21 protein-coding genes and 1 pseudogene are annotated in these 20,356 nt (G+C 70.1%); 7 read left to right on the top strand and 15 right to left on the bottom strand.

Annotation, left to right across the window (positions count from 1 at the left end; all coding sequences use genetic code 11):
* Positions 1–48: 48 nt before the first annotated feature.
* From ACWCO8_RS34175 to ACWCO8_RS34160, 4 genes are all read right to left on the bottom strand, one after another.
* Entirely contained in the window at positions 49–2,607 is a 2,559-nt protein-coding gene (locus ACWCO8_RS34175) for an ATP-binding protein (RefSeq protein ID WP_451035467.1), read from the bottom strand.
* A gap of 246 nt (positions 2,608–2,853) precedes the next feature.
* Positions 2,854–3,177, bottom strand: a complete 324-nt coding sequence (locus ACWCO8_RS34170) for an STAS domain-containing protein (RefSeq protein WP_024761898.1) — start codon at positions 3,175–3,177, stop codon at positions 2,854–2,856.
* Between the two features lie 126 nt (positions 3,178–3,303).
* Complete coding sequence (locus tag ACWCO8_RS34165; protein WP_451035466.1) at positions 3,304–4,152, bottom strand: 3-hydroxyacyl-CoA dehydrogenase family protein; 849 nt, start codon at positions 4,150–4,152, stop codon at positions 3,304–3,306.
* 131 nt (positions 4,153–4,283) lie between these two features.
* Complete coding sequence (locus ACWCO8_RS34160) at positions 4,284–4,919, bottom strand: TetR/AcrR family transcriptional regulator (RefSeq protein WP_362003785.1); 636 nt, start codon at positions 4,917–4,919, stop codon at positions 4,284–4,286.
* Positions 4,920–4,991: 72 nt separating this feature from the next.
* Between ACWCO8_RS34160 and ACWCO8_RS34155 the strand changes: the two genes are divergently transcribed.
* The 4 genes and pseudogenes from ACWCO8_RS34155 to ACWCO8_RS34140 all read left to right on the top strand — a co-directional run.
* Complete coding sequence (locus ACWCO8_RS34155; protein ID WP_451035465.1) at positions 4,992–5,765, top strand: ABC transporter ATP-binding protein; 774 nt, start codon at positions 4,992–4,994, stop codon at positions 5,763–5,765.
* 15 nt (positions 5,766–5,780) lie between these two features.
* Positions 5,781–6,530: an ABC transporter permease gene (locus ACWCO8_RS34150; protein WP_362003789.1), complete on the top strand. Its 750-nt coding sequence runs from the start codon at positions 5,781–5,783 to the stop codon at positions 6,528–6,530.
* 13 nt (positions 6,531–6,543) lie between these two features.
* The gene (locus tag ACWCO8_RS34145) at positions 6,544–7,116 is read left to right on the top strand and encodes a cob(I)yrinic acid a,c-diamide adenosyltransferase (RefSeq protein WP_362003790.1); all 573 of its coding nucleotides are present in this window, start codon (positions 6,544–6,546) and stop codon (positions 7,114–7,116) included.
* Between the two features lie 59 nt (positions 7,117–7,175).
* A pseudogene (locus tag ACWCO8_RS34140) lies at positions 7,176–7,241 on the top strand (cob(I)yrinic acid a,c-diamide adenosyltransferase); the annotation flags it as partial.
* On the opposite strand, the gene ACWCO8_RS34135 reads toward ACWCO8_RS34140, so the two are convergent.
* Complete coding sequence (locus ACWCO8_RS34135; RefSeq protein WP_451035464.1) at positions 7,238–7,819, bottom strand: hypothetical protein; 582 nt, start codon at positions 7,817–7,819, stop codon at positions 7,238–7,240. The pseudogene ACWCO8_RS34140 and the gene ACWCO8_RS34135 sit on opposite strands and share 4 nt — an antisense overlap.
* A 155-nt stretch (positions 7,820–7,974) precedes the next feature.
* Here ACWCO8_RS34135 and ACWCO8_RS34130 point away from each other — a divergent pair, with 155 nt between their 5' ends.
* The 3 genes from ACWCO8_RS34130 to ACWCO8_RS34120 all read left to right on the top strand — a co-directional run bounded on the left by ACWCO8_RS34130 (position 7,975) and on the right by ACWCO8_RS34120 (position 11,802).
* Positions 7,975–9,189 (top strand): sensor histidine kinase, encoded by a 1,215-nt coding sequence (locus ACWCO8_RS34130; protein ID WP_451035463.1) that lies wholly within the window; start codon positions 7,975–7,977, stop codon positions 9,187–9,189.
* The gene (locus ACWCO8_RS34125; protein ID WP_451035462.1) at positions 9,177–9,827 is read left to right on the top strand and encodes a response regulator; all 651 of its coding nucleotides are present in this window, start codon (positions 9,177–9,179) and stop codon (positions 9,825–9,827) included. The genes ACWCO8_RS34130 and ACWCO8_RS34125 overlap by 13 nt, the downstream gene beginning before the upstream one ends.
* Positions 9,828–9,957: 130 nt before the next feature.
* Entirely contained in the window at positions 9,958–11,802 is a 1,845-nt protein-coding gene (locus ACWCO8_RS34120) for a glycosyl hydrolase family 18 protein (protein WP_451035461.1), read from the top strand.
* Positions 11,803–11,874: 72 nt separating this feature from the next.
* Here the strand turns inward: ACWCO8_RS34120 and ACWCO8_RS34115 are convergent, their stop codons facing one another.
* The 10 genes from ACWCO8_RS34115 to ACWCO8_RS34070 form a co-directional block, all read right to left on the bottom strand.
* Positions 11,875–12,321, bottom strand: a complete 447-nt coding sequence (locus ACWCO8_RS34115) for a DUF2550 domain-containing protein (RefSeq protein WP_451035460.1) — start codon at positions 12,319–12,321, stop codon at positions 11,875–11,877.
* A 144-nt stretch (positions 12,322–12,465) separates the two neighbouring features.
* Positions 12,466–12,840: a F0F1 ATP synthase subunit epsilon gene (locus tag ACWCO8_RS34110; RefSeq protein ID WP_362003799.1), complete on the bottom strand. Its 375-nt coding sequence runs from the start codon at positions 12,838–12,840 to the stop codon at positions 12,466–12,468.
* Between the two features lie 109 nt (positions 12,841–12,949).
* Positions 12,950–14,392, bottom strand: a complete 1,443-nt coding sequence (atpD, locus tag ACWCO8_RS34105) for a F0F1 ATP synthase subunit beta (RefSeq protein ID WP_451035459.1) — start codon at positions 14,390–14,392, stop codon at positions 12,950–12,952.
* A complete protein-coding gene (locus tag ACWCO8_RS34100; RefSeq protein ID WP_451035458.1) occupies positions 14,392–15,309 on the bottom strand; it encodes a F0F1 ATP synthase subunit gamma in 918 nt (305 codons plus the stop codon). The genes atpD and ACWCO8_RS34100 overlap by 1 nt, the downstream gene beginning before the upstream one ends.
* A gap of 20 nt (positions 15,310–15,329) precedes the next feature.
* The gene (gene atpA, locus ACWCO8_RS34095) at positions 15,330–16,928 is read right to left on the bottom strand and encodes a F0F1 ATP synthase subunit alpha (protein ID WP_362003804.1); all 1,599 of its coding nucleotides are present in this window, start codon (positions 16,926–16,928) and stop codon (positions 15,330–15,332) included.
* Positions 16,929–17,060: 132 nt separating this feature from the next.
* Positions 17,061–17,876, bottom strand: coding sequence for a F0F1 ATP synthase subunit delta (locus ACWCO8_RS34090; RefSeq protein ID WP_362003805.1), 816 nt, complete (start codon positions 17,874–17,876; stop codon positions 17,061–17,063).
* Positions 17,873–18,418, bottom strand: a complete 546-nt coding sequence (locus ACWCO8_RS34085; RefSeq protein ID WP_362003807.1) for a F0F1 ATP synthase subunit B — start codon at positions 18,416–18,418, stop codon at positions 17,873–17,875. The genes ACWCO8_RS34090 and ACWCO8_RS34085 overlap by 4 nt, the downstream gene beginning before the upstream one ends.
* 41 nt (positions 18,419–18,459) lie before the next feature.
* Entirely contained in the window at positions 18,460–18,726 is a 267-nt protein-coding gene (atpE, locus tag ACWCO8_RS34080) for an ATP synthase F0 subunit C (RefSeq protein ID WP_024761915.1), read from the bottom strand.
* Between the two features lie 100 nt (positions 18,727–18,826).
* Positions 18,827–19,636, bottom strand: a complete 810-nt coding sequence (gene atpB / locus ACWCO8_RS34075; RefSeq protein WP_362003809.1) for a F0F1 ATP synthase subunit A — start codon at positions 19,634–19,636, stop codon at positions 18,827–18,829.
* Between the two features lie 225 nt (positions 19,637–19,861).
* A complete protein-coding gene (locus ACWCO8_RS34070) occupies positions 19,862–20,278 on the bottom strand; it encodes a hypothetical protein (RefSeq protein ID WP_451035457.1) in 417 nt (138 codons plus the stop codon).
* Between the last annotated feature and the right edge of the window lie 78 nt (positions 20,279–20,356).

The following is a 20,356-nucleotide window of genomic DNA, read 5'->3' as shown; positions in this document are numbered from 1 at the left end:
TGCGGTGATCGCACTCGGGGCCGTTCTGTGTTCCGCGGGGCCTTGCCGTCAGGCGGGGTTGCCGGTCGGAGTGGTGTCGCCGGAGGCGGAGTTGCTGGCGGGCGGCTCGGGGTCCGTCGGCTCCGTCGTCGGCGGCGTGGTGGGCGGGGTCGTCGGCGGAGTGGTCGGCGGGGTCGTGGGAGGTGTCGTCGGCGGCTTCGTCGTCCGCGTCGGGCTCGTCGTCGGGCGCGGAGGCGTCGTCGTCGGGACCGGGGAGCCCGTCGGGGGCGCCGTCGTGGTCGGGGCGCCGGACGGCGCGGTGGACGGGCTGCCGGACGTGGTGGGCGTGCCCGGGCTCGTCGAGCCGGACGGGGTGGGCGAGGCGCTGCCCGAGGCGGGGTTCGTCGCGCCGTCGGTCGGCTCGTCGGCGTCCAGGACGGTGTCGCCGGTCTCCTCGTCGGCCGTGCGGTCGGAGGTGACGCGGCCGGTGCCCGGGTCCTCGGGGTCGCCGGAGGTGGCCCCGATGGTCACGACGGTGCCGAGCACGGCGGCCAGGAGCGCTCCCGTGCTGACGGCGACCACGTTGCGCCGGGCCCCGGCGAGGATGCCGGCGCGGCGGCCGCGCTTCTTGCCGTCGTCGCTCGTGAGGGTGTCCGGGCGCGTGATGAGGGTCGGGCCCTCGTCGGCGAAGTCCGGGAAGGACGGGACGGCAGCGGGGGCCTTGGCCATCGGGGAGACCGGGGACGCCTTGGCGGCGGCCGGTCGGGAGGCCGGGAGGGCCGCCCTCGGGATGCCGCGCGGCGGGGAGACGGGCCCCTCGGGGCGCGTGGCGGCCGGCTCGTCGCCGTGCGGCGGGACTCCGGCGCGGTCGGCGACCAGGGCGAGCGCCCGGCGGCCCGCGACCGTGCCGCGCTTGTCGGCGAGGACGCCGCGCATGCCGATCGAGGCCTCCAGCTCGGCGCGGGCCCGCTCCAGGTTCCCGGCGCAGAGCGCGAGGACGCCCAACTCGTGGTGGAAGTACGCCTCTTCGGCGACCTCGCCGGCCAGCCGGGCGGCCTCCTGGCCGCCGCGCAGGACCCGCTCCCAGGCGCCCCAGTGGAGGCCTGCGGCGAAGGCGGGCGCCGCGCTGCGGGCGAGCAGGACGGCGGTGGCGGGGTGTTCGGCGTCCGAGCCGGGGACGAGCGCGGCCAGGGCCGCGAGGACGGCGTCGGCCTCGGCGACGGCGCGGGCGGGCGTGACGGAGGGGTGTCCGGCCCACCAGGCGTAGTGCTGGGCGACGGTGTGGGCGCGGGCGGTGGCGTCCTCGTCGTAGCCGCGGGCGAGGAGCTGGGTGAGGACGCCGGCGGCGAGGCGGTAGCGGGTGCCGACCGGGGAGAGCAGTCCGCAGGCCATGAGCTCGCCGAGGGCGGCGTCCGCGTGGGTGTCGCCGACGAGCGCGGGCAGGTGGGCCTGGTGCGGGACCTCGCCGCCGAGGGCGACGGCGAACCGCAGGGTGTCCTGGGCGGAGCGGCTGAGCCGGGAGGCGAGCAGGGCGGCGGGGGCTGCGCCCTCGCCGAGGCTCGGCAGCGGTATCTCGCGCAGCTCGATGTCGGCGGGGTCCGGCTGGGGCGCGGGGGTCTCGGCGACCGGCCCGAAGGCGTCGTCGAGGGCGCCGAAGGCGTCGAACTCGGAGGGGACGGGCTCCTCCTGGGCGGCCGCCCCGAAGGCGTCGAACTCGGCCGGGGTGACCCGGAGCCGGTCGCGCTGCCGGAGCAGGGCGCCCGCCTGGACGAAGCGCAGCGGCAGGCCCTCGGACTCGAACCAGAGGTCGCCCGCCCAGTTGGCCTCGTCGTCGGTGAGCGGCCGGTCGACGGCGCGCTCCAGGAGTTCGAGGGAGGCGGCGCGGCCGAGGCCTGCGAGCACGACCTCGTCGAGGTGGGCGTCGGCGGAGGGGGCCTGGACGTCGGGGGTCGCGGCGAGCAGGAAGGCGCACTCGGGCGCGGCGGAGAGGAGCTCGTCCAGGGTCGCGCCGCCGAACTCCAGGTCGTCGACGAGGACGACGGCGCCGATGTCGCGGACCAGGTCGAGCAGGCCCGGCCGGTCGGGGCGGTGGTCGGGGGCGTGCTGGACGGTGCCGAGGAGTTCGTACAGCAGCTCGGTCGGGGTCCGGTGGTGGCCGGAGAGGCGGACGACGCCGTCGGGCGCGAGGTCGGCGCAGTCGGCGGCGACCTGGTCGAGGAGGGCGGTGCGGCCGGAGCCGGCGGGGCCGGTGACGCGGACGGAGCGGCCGCGGGCGAGGAGCTGGACGAGGCGCTCGTGCTCCTCCTGCCGTTCGACCAGGGCCAGCCGGGGGGCTGCGGGTCCGGCCGGTACGGGCGGGGTGGCCGCGCGGGCGGCCTCGGCGCGCTCCTGGGCGGTGCGCCGGCGCGAGGGCGCGGGCTGCTCGCCGGGCGGGCAGGCCTCGATCTCGCTGCCGTCGACGGGGTTGACGGTGAGCAGCAGGTCGCCGGAGACGAGGCGGGCGGTGCGGGCGCGGGTGGCCGCGGCGGCCGGTCCACGTTCGCCCGCGGGGCCGCCGCGTCCGTCGCGGACGTCGTCGCCGTCGGTGTCGTGGCCGTAGTCTTCCGGCCCCCGGTTCATCGGGTCCATGGTCAAAGCCCCCAAAAGCGGTGCGTGCGGAAGCCCCTCCGGCCGATCTGCACGCTCGCTGTCGCTTCTGGTCCGGTGCCCGCCGGGTGGGTTCGTCAAATGGGCGGGCGACCGAACCCTAGACCTTCTTCGGGATTCCCGGAACAGCCGGGGTGCTGCCCCGACCAAGACGTCACGGTCCGTCGAGATTGGGGCGGGTCGCCGGTTTCGCACACCAGCTTCACAACCGTGCCCGCCGCCGGATGCTCAGACGCGCGGCAGCGACTCCGCGGCAAGCCCGCCCTCGATGGCGAGGATCCGGTGCAGCCGGGTCGCCACGAGGAGGCGCTGCATCTGGGGTGGCACCCCGCGCAGCACGAGCCGCCGTCCGCAGCGGCCCGCACGCCGGTGTGCGCCCATGATGACCCCGAGTCCGGTGGCGTCCCAGGAGTCGAGACCGGTCAGGTCGAGCACGAGGTCGCCGACTCCGTCGTCGACGGCCGAGTGCAGGACCGTACGGGCGTCCGCCGCGCTACGGACGTCGAGGCGGCCCCCGACGACCAGCTCGACATGGTCGCCCCTGATGTGCATATGCGCTCCCCGGGAGTGCTCCGTCTTTGCAACAACTGACTGCCGTTGGCGCAGAAGCGTTGCGCCTTGTAAGCGAACTGATACCGAATTCACCCGATGGGGTGTGGGCCGAACACCCGTCGGTGATCAGTGCGCGTAGAAGCCCTGCCCGCTCTTGCGGCCGATGTCACCGGCGTCCACCATCCGGCGCATCAGCTCCGGGGGCGCGAACTTCTCGTCCTGCGTCTCCGTGTAGATGTTGGAGGTGGCGTTGACGAGGATGTCGATGCCGGTGAGGTCCGCGGTGGCGAGCGGCCCCATCGCGTGACCGAAGCCCAGCTTGCAGGCGATGTCGATGTCCTCGGCGGAGGCGACGCCCGACTCGTGGAGCTTGGCGGCCTCGACGACGAGCGCGGAAATGAGGCGGGTGGTGACGAAGCCGGCGACGTCGCGGTTGACGACGATGCAGGTCTTGCCGACCGACTCGGCGAACTCCCGCGCGGCGGCGAGGGTGGCGTCGCTGGTCTTGTAGCCGCGGACGAGCTCGCAGAGCTGCATCATCGGGACCGGCGAGAAGAAGTGGGTGCCGACGACGGCCTCCGGCCGCTCCGTGACCGCGGCGATCTTGGTGATCGGGATCGCGGAGGTGTTGGAGGCGAGGACCGCGCCGTCCTTGGCGACCTTGTCGAGGGAGCGGAAGATCTCGTGCTTGACCTCGAGCTTCTCGAAGACGGCCTCCACGACGACATCGGCGTCGGCCACCGCCTCAAGTTCGGTGGTGGCGGTGATCCGGCCGAGGGCGGCCTCGGCGTCCTCCGCGGTCAGCTTGCCCTTGGCGACGAAGCGGTCGTACGACGCCTTGATGCCGTCGGTGCCGCGGGTCAGCGCGGCGTCGGTGACGTCACGCAGCACGACGTCCCAGCCCGCCTGGGCCGAGACCTGCGCGATTCCCGACCCCATGAGACCGGCTCCGATGACAGCGAGCTTCCTGGCCACGTCTTCCACCCCTCAACGCCTGTTCCTGTCTGGCTCTCCCGGCGGAGATTAGCGGTCGGGGAGCGCGAAGTGACCGTGAAGTAACGCGCGTCACGCCCGGTTTGACGGACGTCACACTCACGACAGGCCGGCTACCCCCGTACGGCGTACGTGAGGACGCGTTCGCTCAGCAGCTCCTCGATCTCGTCGAGGAGCACGAGGGCCTCGCGGGAGACCTTCGTCGCCTTGCCGCCGGCGGACATCTCGCGGGTGATGTAGCCGACGACGGTGTTCTCGATCCAGGCGAGCTGGCCGCCGACGAGCAGGGGCAGCGGGTCGTCGTCGGCAGCGCCGGTCTCCTCGCGCAGGGTGGCGACGACGGCGTCGTGGACCTGCTGCTGGAGGTAGAAGAGCCGGGCCTTGAGGGTGGGGGCGTGGTCGATGACGTTCATGAAGGCGTCGAAGCCGTCCATGAGTCCGTACGCGGGTGAGACGGCGCCGATCTGCTGGCGCATCTCGCGCAGGACGGCGTCGGCGGCGGACTCGCCCTTGTCGCGGCCGCGGATCATCCGGGCGACGCGGAGGGTGACGCCTTCCATGCGGTCGAGGAAGAGGTCCTCCTTGGCGGGGAAGTAGTTGTACACCGTGTTGACGGAGACGTCCGCGGCCTCCGCGATCTCCGCGATGGTCACGGTCACGAAGCCGTGCTCCAGGAAGAGCCCGGTCGCGATGTCGGAGATCCGCTGCTTCGTCTGGCGCTTCTTGCGCTCCCTCAGCCCCTCAGCCATGGCGTCATTCTAGGTCGGCCTGAAATTTTGGAGGCGTTGCAAAATTTCAGGGACTCTGTTTTTGTAGTCACCATGCCCATCATCAGTACGGCCGGGCTCGCCCGGACCTTCGAGACCAAGAACGGCCCCGTGGAGGCGGTCCGCGGGATCGACCTCACCGTCCGGCGCGGCGAGATCCTCGGCCTCCTCGGCCCCAACGGCGCGGGCAAGACCACGACCCTGCGCATGCTCACCACGCTGCTCCCGCCCACCGGCGGCGCCGCCACCATCGCCGGCCACGACCTGCTCACCGACCCGGCGTCCGTACGGAGCCGGATCGGGTACGTCGCCCAGTCCGGCGGGGTCGACCCGCAGGAGACCGTGCGCTCCGAACTCGTCATGCAGGGCCGCCTCTACCGGCTCTCCAAGGCGGACGCCGTCGCCCGCGCCGCGGAGCTGGCGGAGGAGCTCGGCCTCACCGAGGTCCTCGACCGCTCCCCCGCCGCGCTCTCGGGTGGTCAGCGCCGCCGCCTCGACATCGCACTCGGCCTCGCCCACCGCCCCGACGTGCTCTTCCTCGACGAGCCGACGACCGGGCTCGACCCCGGCAGCCGCGCCGACCTGTGGGCCCTGGTGCGCCGACTGCGCGACGAGCACGGCACGACCGTCGTGCTCACCACGCACTACCTCGACGAGGCCGACGCCCTCTCCGACCGGCTGGTCGTCGTCGACAAGGGCGTCGTCATCGCCGAGGGCACCCCCGCCGGCCTCAAGGCCGAGCACGGGGTGTCCACCCTCCAGGACGCCTTCCTCGCCCTCACCGGGCGCGGCCCGGCCCCCGTCGACCCGGCCCCCGTGGCCGTCTAGGACCCAGGACTCCCCTTGCTGCTCCACGACACCGCGCTCGTCTTCGGGCGCTACGCCCGCCAGACCCTGCGCTCGAAGTTCCAGATCTTCTTCGGCGCCCTGATGCCGCTGCTGTACCTGCTCTTCTTCGGACCGCTGCTCAGCGATCTGCCGCTCGGCCGCGAGGGCGACTCCTGGCAGATCCTCGTCCCCGGCCTGCTGCTCCAACTCGGCCTGTTCGGCGCCTCGTTCGCCGGGTTCTCGCTCATCATGGAGAAGAACTGGGGCGTGGTGGAGCGGATGCGCGTCACCCCGGTCAGCCGCCTCGCGCTGCTCCTCGGCCGGCTCCTGCGCGACGCCTCGCTCTTCGTCTTCCAGGCCGTGCTGCTGGTCCTCACCGCGCTGGTGATGGGGCTGCGCGCCCCGCTCTTCGGGGTCCTCGTCGGCTTCGTCTTCGTCGCCCTGCTGACCTTCTCCCTCGCCTCGCTCTCGTACGCGCTGGCGATGAAGGTGAACACGCCGACGGAGTTCGGCCCGACGGTCAACGCGCTCACGCTGCCGGCGATGCTGCTGTCCGGGCTCATGCTGCCGATGGCGCTCGCGCCGACCTGGCTGAACGTGCTCTCGCACCTCATGCCGTTCCGCTATCTGGTGGACGCGGTACGGGACGTGTACGTAGGGCAGTACGCGACGGCGACCGTGCTGTACGGCGTCCTGGTGGCCGTCGGGTTCACGCTGGTGTCCGTGACGGTGGGCACACGGACCTTCCTGCGGGCCGGAGCGTAACTACGCTGGACCCATGGTCAATCTGACGCGCATCTACACCCGTACCGGCGACCAGGGCACCACCGCCCTGGGCGACATGAGCCGGACCGCCAAGACCGATCTGCGGATCTCGGCGTACGCCGACGCCAACGAGGCCAATGCCGTCGTCGGTACGGCCATCGCCCTCGGGCAGCTGGACGAGGAGGTCGTGACGGTCCTCGTCCGGGTCCAGAACGACCTGTTCGACGTGGGCGCGGACCTCTCGACGCCGGTGGTCGAGGACCCGAAGTACCCGCCGCTGCGGGTCGAGCAGTCCTACGTCGACAAGCTGGAGGCGGACTGCGACCGCTTCCTGGAGCGACTCGACAAGCTGCGCTCCTTCATCCTGCCGGGCGGCACTCCCGGTGCCGCCCTGCTCCACCAGGCGTGCACGGTGGTCCGCCGCGCGGAGCGCTCCACCTGGGCGGCCATCGAGGTCCACGGCGAGACCATGAACCCCCTGACGGCGACCTACCTCAACCGCCTGTCGGACCTGCTCTTCATCCTGGCCCGGACGGCGAACAAGGACGTCGGCGACGTGCTCTGGGTCCCCGGCGGGGACCGCTAGACACGATCCCGACCACGCCCCTGCCGGGGGTCCGGGGGTTGTCCCCCGGGGAATGCAGCATCCTGGCCCGGACGGCGAACAAGGACGTCGGCGACGTGCTCTGGGTCCCGGGCGGGGACCGCTAGACGCGGTCCCGGTCCCGGCTGGGCAGGGAGGTCTCCGGCTCCTCCTTCGGAGCCTTCCTCGGCCAGATCGCGTAGCTGAGCGCGATCAGACCGTGGATGCCGGCCGCCCGCCAGGCGACGCCGATCCAGCCCTTCAGCGACTGCGTGTCGCCCGCGTCGCCGACGTACCAGATCGCGAGCAGGAGCAGTCCGGACGCGACCGCCGCCGCCGTCACCGAGCCCAGCCAGACCTTGCCCTCGTGGCGGGCGCGCGCCATGCCGTACTGGGGCGGCTTCACCGGCGGCGGCCCGCCGCCGAGGCGGTGGGCGGCGTGGCCGTCGAGCCACTTCACGGTGCGGTGGCCGTGGCCGACGGTGTAGCCGATGTAGACGGCGGCGAGCCCATGGCGCCAGCTCGGCTCGGCCCCGTTCTTGAGGTCGATCGCGGTGACGACGAGCAGCAGGACTTCCAGGAGCGGCTCGCACAGCAGCAGCGCGAGACCCGCCCGAGGCATCTTGAGCAGGTAGCGGGTGGCGAGACCGGCGGCGAGCAGGACCCAGAACCCGACCTCGCAGATCACGATCAGCGTGACGATCACGGCGGTTCTCCTTTTCGTACGTCCCTCTCAGCGTCGCCCGGCTCCGGGCGCGGATCGTCGTCGCCAGTGACGAAGTGCGACTACATCCTTCGACGGAGGGGCGGATCGGCCCGGACGCCGAGGCCCGGGGTCCACCCGCCGTGTTGGATGGGAACGTGAGATTCCCCCGACCGAACCGCATCGATCTGCTCATCGCCTTCGGCGGCCTCGCCATCGGCCTGTTGATGTGGTCCTTCGGACTGCACACCCAGACGGACCGGCTGATCACCGCGCGGTGGGCGACCCTGATCCCGCTCGTCGTCATGGCCTCGATGGCGACCCTGCGCCGCTCGCTGCCGCAGACCGCGCTGATCGTCGGCACGGTCGCGCTCGTGGCGGACCAGTTCACCTACGGCACCCTCGTCACCGCGCTGATGTTCACGGACCTGGTCTACGCGGCCGTCGTGTACGGGCCGCCCTCCGCGGCCCGGCGCGTCCCGTACACGACCGGGCTGATCACGATCGGGGTGACGATCGGCTTCCTCGTCTGGTGGCAGAACGCGGCCGCCCTGGCGGTCGGCCTGATCACCGGCATGGTGTCGTTCCTGCCGGCCGTCACCGGAGCCGTCGTCCGCAACCACCGCCAGGCCGCCGAGGCCGCCCGCCTCCGGGCGGAACAGACCGCGCTGCTCGCCGAGATGGACCGCAGTCAGGCCGTGGTGGCCGAGCGGGCCCGGATGGCGCGGGAGCTGCACGACATGGTGGCCAACCATCTCTCGGCGATCGCGATCCACTCCACGGCCGCGTTGTCGCTCGACGATCCGGGGACCACCCGGCAGGCGCTGACCGTGATCCGGGAGAACAGCGTGGAGGGCCTCGCGGAGATGCGCCGGCTGATCGGGCTGCTCCGGGACAGCAGCGGGGACGTGGAGCCCGCGGCCGCGCCCACCCTGGGCGGCCTGGACGCACTGGTGGCCCAGGCGGCGGTGAACGGGCGGAGCAGCGGGCTGACGTTCACGATCGACGACTCCCGGCCCCAGGACGACGAGGCGCCGCCGGCCCCGGTCGGGCTCGCCGCGTACCGGATCGTGCAGGAGTCGCTGACGAACGCCCTCAAGCACGCGGCGCCGGGCGAGGTACGGGTGGAGCTCGGCCGCCGCCCGGACGGCGCCCTCACGGTGGCCGTGACCAGTGCGCTCGGCGGGCAGCCGGGGCCGCGCGCGCCCGGCTCGGGGGCGGGTCTGGTGGGGATGAAGGAGCGGGTGGCGCTGCTCGACGGGGAGTTCGAGGCCGGGCCGGTGACGGCCGGCACCGGCCGGAAAGAATGGCGGGTGCGGGCAGTCCTGCCCGTCGGGACGAACGACAAGGAGCCGACGGCATGGTACGGGTGATCGTGGCCGAGGATCAGAGCGCGGTCCGGGCAGGACTCGTCCTGATCCTGGGCAGCGCGCCGGACATCGAGGTCGTCGGGGAGGCGGCGGACGGCGAGCGCGCGGTGGAACTGGCGCGCGAGCTGCGGCCCGACCTGGTTCTGATGGACGTGCAGATGCCCCGGATGGACGGGGTGACGGCGACCCGGCACGTGGTCTCCGAGGGGCTCGCCGATGTGCTCGTGCTGACCACCTTCGATCTGGACGAGTACGTCTTCGGGGCGCTGCGGGCCGGGGCCGCGGGCTTCCTGCTGAAGAACACCGAGGCGAAGGACCTGATCGAGGCGGTACGGACGGTGGCGCGCGGCGAGGGCCTGATCGCCCCCGCGGTGACCCGGCGGCTGATCGCCGAGTTCGCGTCCCCGCGCGGCCCGGAGCGTACCCGGGGCGGTGCGGACCCCTCCGTACTGGACGCGCTGACGCCCCGCGAGCGGGAGGTGCTCGGGGCGCTGGCGCAGGGCCTGTCGAACGCGGAGATCGCGACGCGCCTCGACATGGCGGAGGCGACGGTCAAGACCCACGTCTCCAAGGTGCTGGGGAAACTGGAGGTACGGAGCAGGGCTCAAGCGGCTGTTCTTGCACGGGAGTTGGGTGTCTGAACCACCCATTGCCAACGTTGGTCTGGACCTCTTGACGATTGGTCCAGACCTTCCTACGCTCGCGGAGCGCGCGCACCTTCACGGACCACCCCCATCTCTCGTTCGTCCGTCCGCAACTTGAGGAGCACCGTTGAGCACTCAAGCACCGACGCGCAGAACAGGGTTCAGACACCGGGCCGCCGCCGGACTGACCGCCCTGATCCTGCCCCTGGCCGCCATGGTCGGCCTCGCAGCACCCGCAGAGGCCGCGGCCGCGGCCACCGCCACGTACACCAAGGTCCAGGACTGGGGCACCGGCTTCGAGGGCAAGTGGACGGTGAAGAACACCGGAGACACCACGCTCTCCTCCTGGCAGGTCGAGTGGGACTACCCCGCCGGCACCGCCGTCACCTCCGCCTGGGACGCCACCGTCACCAGCTCCGGCACCCACTGGACCGCCAAGAACGTCGGCTGGAACGGCACCCTCGCCCCCGGCGCCTCCATCTCCTTCGGCTTCAACGGCACGGGCTCCGGCGCCCCGAGCGGCTGCAAGGTCAACGGCGGCTCCTGCGACGGGACCACCCAGCCCGGCGACAACGCGCCCTCCGCCCCCGGCACCCCGGTCGCCTCGGACATCACCAACACCTCGGTCAAGCTGACCTGGACCGCCGCGACCGACGACAAGGGCATCAAGAACTACGACGTCAAGCGCGACGGCACCACCGTCGCCACGGTCACCGGACTCACGTACACCAACACCGGTCTGACCGCGGGCACCAACTACAGCTACACGGTCGTCGCCCGCGACACCATCGACCAGACCGGCCCGGCCAGCGCCGCGGCGAGCGTCCGCACCACGGGCGGCGGCGACCCGCCGGTCGGCAACACGGTGAAGCTCGGCTACTTCACCAACTGGGGCGTCTACGGCCGGAACTACCACGTCAAGAACATCGCGACGTCGGGCTCCGCGTCCAAGATCACCCACATCAACTACGCCTTCGGCAACGTCCAGGGCGGCCGGTGCACCATCGGTGACGCCTACGCCGACTACGACAAGGCCTACACCGCCGACCAGTCCGTCGACGGCAAGGCCGACACCTGGGACCAGCCGCTGCGCGGCAACTTCAACCAGCTGCGCAAGCTGAAGGCCCAGTACCCGCACATCAAGGTGCTGTGGTCGTTCGGCGGCTGGACCTGGTCCGGCGGCTTCGGCCAGGCCGTGCAGAACCCGACCGCCTTCGCGCAGTCCTGCTACGACCTGGTGGAGGACCCGCGCTGGGCCGATGTCTTCGACGGCATCGACCTGGACTGGGAGTACCCGAACGCCTGCGGTCTCAGCTGCGACACCAGCGGCCCGGCCTCCTTCAAGAACATGATGCAGGCCATGCGCGCCAAGTTCGGCACCGGCAACCTGGTCACGGCGGCCGTCACGGCCGACGCCTCCTCCGGCGGCAAGATCGACGCCGCCGACTACGCGGGCGCCGCGCAGTACATGAACTGGTTCAACGTGATGACGTACGACTTCTTCGGCGCCTGGGCAGCGCAGGGCCCGACGGCCCCGCACTCCCCGCTCACCTCGTACGCCGGCATCCCGCAGGCGGGCTTCAACTCCGCCGAGGCGATCGCCAAGTTCAAGGCGAAGGGCGTCCCGGCCAACAAGCTGCTGCTCGGCATCGGCTTCTACGGCCGCGGTTGGACCGGCGTCACCCAGTCCGCCCCGGGCGGCTCGGCGACGGGTGCGGCACCCGGCACGTACGAGGCGGGCATCGAGGACTACAAGGTCCTGAAGAACTCCTGCCCGGCCAACGGCACGGTCGCGGGTACGGCGTACGCGCACTGCGGCAACAACTGGTGGAGCTACGACACCCCGGCCACGGTGACGTCCAAGATGAGCTGGGCGAAGAACCAGGGTCTGGGCGGCGCGTTCTTCTGGGAGTTCAGCGGCGACACCAGCAACGGCGAGCTGGTCGGCGCCATCAACAACGGGCTGAACTAGCGGTCTGAGTCGGCCCACGAAAAACGCGGCGGGGACGGTGCAGCACACCGTCCCCGCCGTCGTACGTCCAGGTCACGCCACATTTACTCGCTGGCCGGGAGGCGCCGCCTCCAGCCAGGCGAGGAAGCCGGTGAGAGCGTCCTCGCTCATCGCCAGCTCCAGTCGGACCCCCCGGTGCATACAGCCCTGGATCACGGCGTCGGAGAGGAGCGCGAGCTCCTCCTCGCCCTCCGGCATCCGGCGCTCGAGGACCTCGATGGCCGAGCGCTCCAGGACGCGGCGGGGGCGGGGAGCGTACGAGAAGACCCGGAACCAGGCGATCTCGTCACCGCTGTAGCGGGCGACGCCGTACACCCAGCCCTTGCCGGACGCATCCGGCTCCTCGGGCACGTTCCAGCGCAGGGAGCAGTCGAAGGTGCCGCCGGCACGCTGGATCAGCCTGCGCCGCAAGCCGAAGACGAAGAGCCCGATCACCACCAGTGCGACGACCAGGCCGCTCAGGAGCAGAGCGAGGAACATCTTCACCGACCTCCTCGCTGCGTCCCGTGACCGGCTTCGCCGGCGTAACCGAATACAACCTGCATCTGCATCGCCTCAGCCGCGACACGGTCTGGATAATTCCAGCCGTGCCGCGGCTGAGGGCACAACTCTCGGCGCGGTCCGCTAGCGAACCGCTACCGCGCGCAACCGGACGTCGGCGCGACGCTCGGCGCCGGCGTCCGAATCCGACTTGGCGCGCTCCAGCGCACGCTCGGCGCGCTGGGCGTCGATCTCGTCCGCCAGCTCGGCGATCTCCGCGAGCAGAGACAGCTTGTCGTCGGCGAACGAGATGAATCCACCGTGGACGGCGGCGACGACGGTCGCGCCCTCACTGGTACGGATGGTCACCGGGCCCGACTCCAGCACACCGAGCAGCGGCTGGTGGCCGGGCATGACGCCGATGTCGCCGGAGGTGGTACGCGCGATGACCAGGGTGGCCTCGCCGGACCAGACACTCCGGTCCGCGGCGACCAGCTCGACGTGCAGCTCAGCAGCCAAGGGTGGCTCCTCGGGTCACCACCCGGCGGTACTGCCGGGTGTTGGGGTCAATTCTAATGGGCGTGATGAGAGGGGCGGGACCGGCCCGCCCCTCTCATGAGCACGGGGCTCAGGAGACGCCGAGCTCCTTGGCGTTCTTCTTGAGGTCCTCGAGACCACCACACATGAAGAAGGCCTGCTCCGGGAAGTGGTCGTACTCACCGTCGCAGATCGCGTTGAACGCGGCGATCGACTCGTCGAGCGGAACGTCCGAACCGTCCACACCGGTGAACTGCTTCGCCGCGTGGGTGTTCTGGGACAGGAAGCGCTCGACACGGCGGGCGCGGTGGACAACGAGCTTGTCCTCCTCGCTCAGCTCGTCGATACCGAGAATCGCGATGATGTCCTGGAGGTCCTTGTACTTCTGCAGGATTCCCTTGACGCGCGTGGCGGCGTCGTAGTGGTCCTGCGCGATGTAGCGCGGGTCCAGGATCCGGGACGTGGAGTCCAGCGGGTCCACGGCCGGGTAGATGCCCTTCTCGGAGATCGGACGGGAGAGAACCGTCGTCGCGTCGAGGTGGGCGAAGGTGGTGGCCGGGGCCGGGTCGGTCAGGTCGTCCGCGGGGACGTAGATCGCCTGCATCGAGGTGATCGAGTGACCACGGGTCGACGTGATGCGCTCCTGGAGGAGACCCATCTCGTCGGCCAGGTTCGGCTGGTAACCCACCGCGGAGGGCATACGGCCGAGCAGCGTGGAGACCTCGGAACCGGCCTGGGTGAAGCGGAAGATGTTGTCGATGAAGAACAGCACGTCCTGCTTCTGCACATCGCGGAAGTACTCCGCCATGGTCAGACCGGCCAGCGCGACACGGAGACGCGTGCCCGGGGGCTCGTCCATCTGGCCGAAGACCAGCGCGGTCTTGTCCAGAACGCCGGCCTCTTCCATCTCGACCATGAGGTCGTTGCCCTCACGGGTGCGCTCGCCGACGCCCGCGAAGACCGAAACACCGTCGTGCAGCTTGGCCACACGGACGATCATTTCCTGGATAAGAACGGTCTTGCCGACACCGGCGCCACCGAACAGACCGATCTTTCCACCCTTGACGTACGGGGTGAGAAGGTCGACGACCTTCAGGCCGGTCTCGAACATCTCGGTCTTCGACTCGAGCTGGTCGAACGCCGGGGCCTTGCGGTGGATGGTCCACCGCGGGGCGTCGGCGACGGTGGAGGCGTCGTCGTTCAGCACCTGACCCAGCGTGTTGAACACGCGGCCCTTGGTGACGTCACCGACGGGCACCGTGATGCCGGAGCCGGTGTCCACCACGGGGGCCTGGCGGACCAGGCCGTCGGTGGGCTGCATGGAGATGGTGCGGACGAGGCCGTCACCGAGGTGCTGGGCGACCTCGAGGGTCAGCGTCTTGGTCGCGCCCTCCTCGGCCGGGTCCGGAACCTCGACGTTCAGCGCGTTGTAGATCTCCGGCATCGCGTCGACGGGGAACTCCACGTCGACGACCGGGCCGATGACCCGGGCGACGCGGCCCGTGGCGGCGGCCGTCTCAACAGTGGTCGTCATTACTTGTCACTCCCCGCGGTCGCGTCGGCCAGGGCTGCGGTGCCACCGACGATCTCGCTGATTTCCTGGGTGATTTCGGCCTGGCGGGCCGCGTTGGCAAGTCGGGAGAGGTTGTTGATCAAGTCTCCCGCGTTGTCGGTCGCCGACTTCATCGCGCGGCGCGTGGCGGCGTGCTTGGAGGCAGCCGACTGGAGCAGCGCGTTGTAGATACGGCTCTCGACGTAGCGCGGCAGAAGGGCGTCGAGGACGTCCTCCGCCGACGGCTCGAAGTCGTACAGCGGACGGAGCGTGTCCTGCTCGCCCGCCTCCTTCGCCACCTCGTCGAGGCTGAGGGGCAGCAGCCGGGCCTCGACCGCCGTCTGCGTCATCATCGAGACGAACTCGGTGTAGACGATGTGGAGCTCGTCCACACCACCCTCGGCCGTGTCCTTCTCGATCGCCTCGATCAGCGGAGCCGCGATCTTCTTGGCGTCCGCGTACTCCGGCTGATCCGTGAAACCGGTCCACGAGTCGGCCAGCTTGCGCTCACGGAAGTTGTAGTGCGCGATGCCACGACGGCCGACGACATAGATGTCGACCTCGCGTCCCTCGCTCTCCAGCTTCTTCGTGAGCCGCTCCGCCGCCTTGATCGCGTTGGAGTTGAAGGCGCCGGCCAGACCGCGGTCGCTCGACAGGAGCAGGACCGCGGCGCGGGTCGGGTTCTCCACCTCGGTGGTCAGCGAGTGCTTGTCGTTCGCACCCGTGGCGACCGCGGTGACCGCGCGGGTCAGCTCGATCGCGTACGGGGTCGACGCCTGCACCTTGCGCTGCGCCTTGACGACGCGCGAGGCGGCGATCATCTCCATCGCCTTGGTGATCTTCTTCGTCGCGGTGACGGATTTGATGCGACGCTTGTAGACCCGGAGCTGCGCTCCCATGAGTCAGGTCCCTTCCGTCGTCACTTCGAGACGTTGACGGCAGCGGAAGCGTCGTCGCCCAGCAGCTTCCCGTCAGAGGTCTCGAACTGCTTCTTGAACTCCGAGATGGCGTCGGCCACGGACTGCAGGGTGTCGTCCGACATCTTGCCGCCCTCACGGATGGAGCTCATGAGACCGGAGTGGCTCTGGCGCAGGTACGCCAGCATCTCGGCCTCGAAGCGGCGGATGTCGGCCACCGGGACGTCGTCCATCTTGCCGGTGGTACCGGCCCAGACCGAGACGACCTGGTTCTCCGTGGGCATCGGCTGGTACTGAGCCTGCTTGAGCAGCTCGACCATCCGCTGACCACGCTCCAGCTGCGCCTTCGACGCGGCGTCCAGGTCGGAACCGAAGGCGGCGAACGCCTCCAGCTCACGGAACTGGGCCAGGTCCACACGGAGGCGACCGGAGATCTGCTTCATCGCCTTGTGCTGGGCGGAGCCACCGACACGCGAGACCGAGATACCGACGTTCAGGGCCGGACGCTGGCCGGCGTTGAACAGGTCGGACTCCAGGAAGCACTGGCCGTCGGTGATGGAGATGACGTTGGTCGGGATGAACGCCGAGACGTCGTTGGCCTTCGTCTCGACGATCGGCAGACCGGTCATCGAGCCCGCGCCCATCTCGTCCGAGAGCTTCGCGCAGCGCTCGAGGAGGCGGGAGTGCAGGTAGAAGACGTCACCCGGGTAGGCCTCACGGCCCGGCGGGCGGCGCAGCAGCAGCGACACGGCGCGGTAGGCGTCGGCCTGCTTCGACAGGTCGTCGAAGACGATCAGGACGTGCTTGCCCTGGTACATCCAGTGCTGACCGATGGCGGAGCCGGTGTACGGCGCCAGGTACTTGAAGCCGGCCGGGTCGGACGCCGGGGCGGCGACGATCGTCGTGTACTCGAGCGCACCGGCCTCCTCCAGCGCGCCGCGCACGGACGCGATGGTGGAGCCCTTCTGGCCGACGGCGACGTAGATGCAGCGGACCTGCTTGTTCACGTCGCCCGAGCGCCAGTTGTCACGCTGGTTGATGATCGTGTCGACGCACAGCGCGGTCTTGCCGGTCTGACGGTCGCCGATGATCAGCTGACGCTGGCCGCGGCCGACCGGGGTCATCGCGTCGACGGCCTTGTAGCCGGTCTCCATCGGCTCGTGGACCGACTTGCGCTGCATGACGCCGGGCGCCTGCAGCTCGAGGGCGCGGCGGCCCTCCGTCGCGATCTCGCCGAGGCCGTCGATCGGGTTGCCGAGCGGGTCGACAACGCGGCCGAGGTAGCCCTCGCCGACACCGACCGAGAGAACCTCACCGGTGCGCTGCACCGGCTGGCCCTCCTCGATGCCGCTGAACTCGCCGAGGACGATCGCACCGATCTCGCGCTCCTCGAGGTTGAGGGCGAGACCGAGGGTGCCGTCCTCGAACTTCAGCAGCTCGTTCGCCATGGCCGAGGGAAGACCCTCCACCTTGGCGATGCCGTCGCCGGCCAGGCTGACCGTTCCGACCTCCTCGCGCGAGGCCGCGTCCGGCTGGTACGACTGGACGAAGTTCTCCAGCGCGTCCCGGATCTCCTCCGGCCGGATCGTGAGCTCCGCCATCTGGGTTCCCTGCTCTCCTTGTTGGGCCCGAAGTTTTCTTGGGGGTCTGGGGGCCGACCCCCAGGAATCTTCTGCTAAGTGCACGGCCCAACCGGGCCGCTGATCATGCTTTTTGTGTGGTGGCAGCTGTCGTCAGCCGGCCAGTCGCCGGGACGCCTCGTCGAGGCGCTCCGCGATGGTCCCGTTGATGACCTCGTCGCCGACCTGCACCGAGATCCCGCCGAGGACCGAGGGGTCCACGTCCAGGTTCAGGTGCATCTGGCGGCCGTACAGCTTGGCCAGAACGGCACCGAGGCGCTGCTTCTGCTGGTCGGACAGCGGCACGGCCGTGGTGACGACGGCGACCATCCGGTCCCGGCGCGCCGCGGCGAGCTTGGAGAGGGACTCCAGTCCCGATTCCAGGCTACGTCCCCGGGGCTGGGTGACGAGACGGATGATCAGGCGCTCGGTGACCACGTTGGCCTTGCCGCCGAGCAGGCTGCGCAGCAGCTCGCTCTTGGCGGCCGTCGTGGCGGCCTTGTCCGTCAGCGCCGAGCGGAGCTCGGTGCTGGAGGAGACGATCCGGCCGAACCGGAACAGCTCGTCCTCGACGTCGTCCAGTGCGCCGGCCTGCTGCGCCGCGGTGAGGTCGGCGGTGTTCGCCAGCTCCTCGGCGGAGTCGACCAGGTCGCGCGACTGCGACCAGCGGGACCGCACCATGCCCGAGACCAGGTCGACGGTCTCGCCGCCCACCTGACCGCCGAGCAGTCGCCCGGCGAGCTCGGCCTTGGCCTCGCCCGCCTGCGCCGGGTCGGTCAGGACCCGACGCAGCGAGACCTCGCGGTCGAGCAGCGCGGTGACGGAGGCCAGCTCGCCCGCGAGCTTCGCCGCGTCGACCGAGGTGTTGTCGGTCAGCGCGTCGAGGGACTCACGTGCGGCGGCCAGTGCCTCACGGCTCGCTCCGTTCATCGGACGGCCTCGGCCTTCTCCTCGAGCTCATCGAGGAAGCGGTCGATCGTGCGGCTCTGGCGGGCGTGGTCCTCGAGGGACTCGCCGACCAGCTTTCCGGCCAGGTCGGTGGCGAGCTTGCCCACGTCCTGGCGCAGCGAGGTCGCCGCGGCCTTGCGGTCGGCCTCGATCTGCGTGTGACCGGCCGCGATGATCTCCTCGCGCTGGCGCTGGCCTTCCGCCTTCATCTCCTGGATGATCGCGGTGCCCTGCTCCGTCGCCTCCTGGCGAAGACGCGCGGCCTCGTGGCGGGCCTCGGCGAGCTGGGCCTTGTACTGCTCCAGCACACTCTGGGCCTCGATCTGGGCCGCATCGGCCGCCTCGATGCCACCTTCGATGGCCGCCCGACGCTCGTCCAGAACCTTGTTGATGTTCGGGAGGAGCTTCTTGGCGAGAAAACCGAAGACGATGACGAAAGCGATCAGGCCGATGACGAGCTCGTCAAGATGCGGGATCAGAGGAGGCTGGGGCTCCTCCGCCGCCGCAAGAAGCAGAGCGTTCACATCAGTGCCTTCCGTAAAAAGGTGTGGGCTGTCGGTCCGGCTTACTGGTAGACGAAGCCCATGACGATGCCGATGAGGGCGAGCGCCTCACAGAAGGCGAAGCCCATGATCTGGTTGGTGCGGATCAGACCGGCGGCCTCGGGCTGGCGGGCGAGGGCCTGCGTACCGTTACCGAAGATGATGCCGACGCCGACGCCGGGGCCGATCGCGGCGAGGCCGTAACCGATCGAGGCGACGTTGCCGACGACGTTGGTCTTGGCGCTGCCACCTTCGGCGGCGAGGTTGATCATGTCGAGAGCAGCGGACATGCCGTTACTTCCTTCTCTTTCAATGACCCGATGGGGGTTGGCCACCGGACGACTGATGGATTGGGGGGTGCAGCTGAGCCCCTTGCGGGACGGGTGTCACTCAGTGGTGCTCGGCGAGCGCGCCCTGGATGTAGCTGCAGGCCAGGAGGACGAAGACGTACGCCTGGACGGCCTGGATGAAGAGCTCGAAGGCCGTCATCACGAGGACCATCACGAACGAGGCGCCGGCGTAGACGAAGCCCAGGCCGTTCATGAGGTACCAGGTGGCCAGCGAGAACATCACGATCAGCAGGTGACCGGCGAACATGTTCGCGAACAGTCGGACCGCGTGCGTGAAGGGCCGGATGATCAGGTTCGAGAAGAACTCGAGGACGACGACCATCGGGAGGATCGCACCGAGGGACTTGTCGTAGCCGACGATGTTCTTCCAGCCGCCGACGAAGCCGTGCTTCTTGAACGTCAGCGAGATCCACATGACGTACACGATCAGCGCGAGACCGGCCGGGAAGGCGATCAGCGAGGTGACCGGGAACTGGGCGAGCGGAATGATCGACCAGAGGTTCATGATCCAGACGAAGAAGAACAACGACACCATGAAGGGGACGTACTTCTCGCCGTCCTTCTTGCCGATGATCTCGTAGACGATGCCGCGGCGGACGAAGTCGTAACCGGCCTCGCCGACCATCTGCATCTTGCCGGGGATCAGCTTGGGCTTGTTGAAGGCGGCCCAGAAGAACCCGACGACCACGATGGAGCCGAGGACGGCGAGCAGCATCGGCTTGGTGATCTCGATGCCGCCCACCGTGGCGATGGGCTCGTACATGAACGTGTGCAGGCCCGGCGCCGGGAAGCCGCATCCACTGAAGATGTGGCAATCCGGGTCGAAGGCAAGCGTCTGGTCAGCACTCACCGCGGGCTCCTTCAGCGTGGCGCATAGGTACGGCAACCTCGTTGTGTCGGCGCGGCACGCAGCCGCGGGTCGGCACTGGACTGGTCTTACGGATAAGGGGGCGGCGGTTCGGCGTCGAGCCTCGCGCTGGGACAGGCGTCAGCTCGGATGCCCGCGCCCGCAGTGCCGCAGTTGGCACCGGACGATAGCAGGAAGCCGAACGCGCCTTTATCCCGGCCCTACCCCTCACTGCGACGACCCCTGCTTCTTGGGGTCGTCGATGTACATGATCTTGGCCTTCATGTACGCACGTGCCTGCGCGGCGATCCAGACGAGGGTCGACGCGAGCAGCGTGAAGGCGAAGGCCTTGAAGTCGAAGAACGTCGTGTTCTTGAGCATCAGCATCAGCACGAAGAGCAGCAGCAGCTGGGTCGTGTAGAGCAGGAGACCCATCGCCTGGAACAGGTGCGGGTACGACTTGGCCGTCCGCTGGAGCACGACGAGACCGATCCCCATGAAGGCGATCACGACCGCGCAGCCGATCACGGCGCCGATCGCGCCCTTTCCGCCGGCGACCACGCCGCTGATGACCGCGGCGATAACGCCGGTGGCTGCAGCGGGAATGGCAGCTGACAGAAGGATGCGTGCGTCGCTGGACGGCATGGCGGTGTCTCCGCTGTTACTGGTGGGGGCGATGGTGTCGTCAGGGACGAGCGTAAGCCCGGTCCGAGGTGTGTCTCG

The organism is Streptomyces sp. NPDC001927, assembly GCF_053594455.1.
This window is presented reverse-complemented; position numbering and strand designations above follow the sequence as displayed.

Coding starts and splice junctions, on each gene's coding strand:
- atpE (WP_024761915.1), bottom strand. CDS start 18,726: ATGTCCGCTGCTCTCGACATGATCAACCTCGCCGCCGAAGGTGGCAGC.
- ACWCO8_RS34145 (WP_362003790.1), top strand. CDS start 6,544: ATGGTCAATCTGACGCGCATCTACACCCGTACCGGCGACCAGGGCACC.
- ACWCO8_RS34115 (WP_451035460.1), bottom strand. CDS start 12,321: ATGTTCCTCGCTCTGCTCCTGAGCGGCCTGGTCGTCGCACTGGTGGTG.
- ACWCO8_RS34090 (WP_362003805.1), bottom strand. CDS start 17,876: ATGAACGGAGCGAGCCGTGAGGCACTGGCCGCCGCACGTGAGTCCCTC.
- atpD (WP_451035459.1), bottom strand. CDS start 14,392: ATGACGACCACTGTTGAGACGGCCGCCGCCACGGGCCGCGTCGCCCGG.
- ACWCO8_RS34125 (WP_451035462.1), top strand. CDS start 9,177: ATGGTACGGGTGATCGTGGCCGAGGATCAGAGCGCGGTCCGGGCAGGA.
- ACWCO8_RS34175 (WP_451035467.1), bottom strand. CDS start 2,607: ATGGACCCGATGAACCGGGGGCCGGAAGACTACGGCCACGACACCGAC.
- ACWCO8_RS34100 (WP_451035458.1), bottom strand. CDS start 15,309: ATGGGAGCGCAGCTCCGGGTCTACAAGCGTCGCATCAAATCCGTCACC.
- atpA (WP_362003804.1), bottom strand. CDS start 16,928: ATGGCGGAGCTCACGATCCGGCCGGAGGAGATCCGGGACGCGCTGGAG.
- ACWCO8_RS34155 (WP_451035465.1), top strand. CDS start 4,992: ATGCCCATCATCAGTACGGCCGGGCTCGCCCGGACCTTCGAGACCAAG.
- ACWCO8_RS34160 (WP_362003785.1), bottom strand. CDS start 4,919: ATGGCTGAGGGGCTGAGGGAGCGCAAGAAGCGCCAGACGAAGCAGCGG.
- ACWCO8_RS34070 (WP_451035457.1), bottom strand. CDS start 20,278: ATGCCGTCCAGCGACGCACGCATCCTTCTGTCAGCTGCCATTCCCGCT.
- ACWCO8_RS34170 (WP_024761898.1), bottom strand. CDS start 3,177: ATGCACATCAGGGGCGACCATGTCGAGCTGGTCGTCGGGGGCCGCCTC.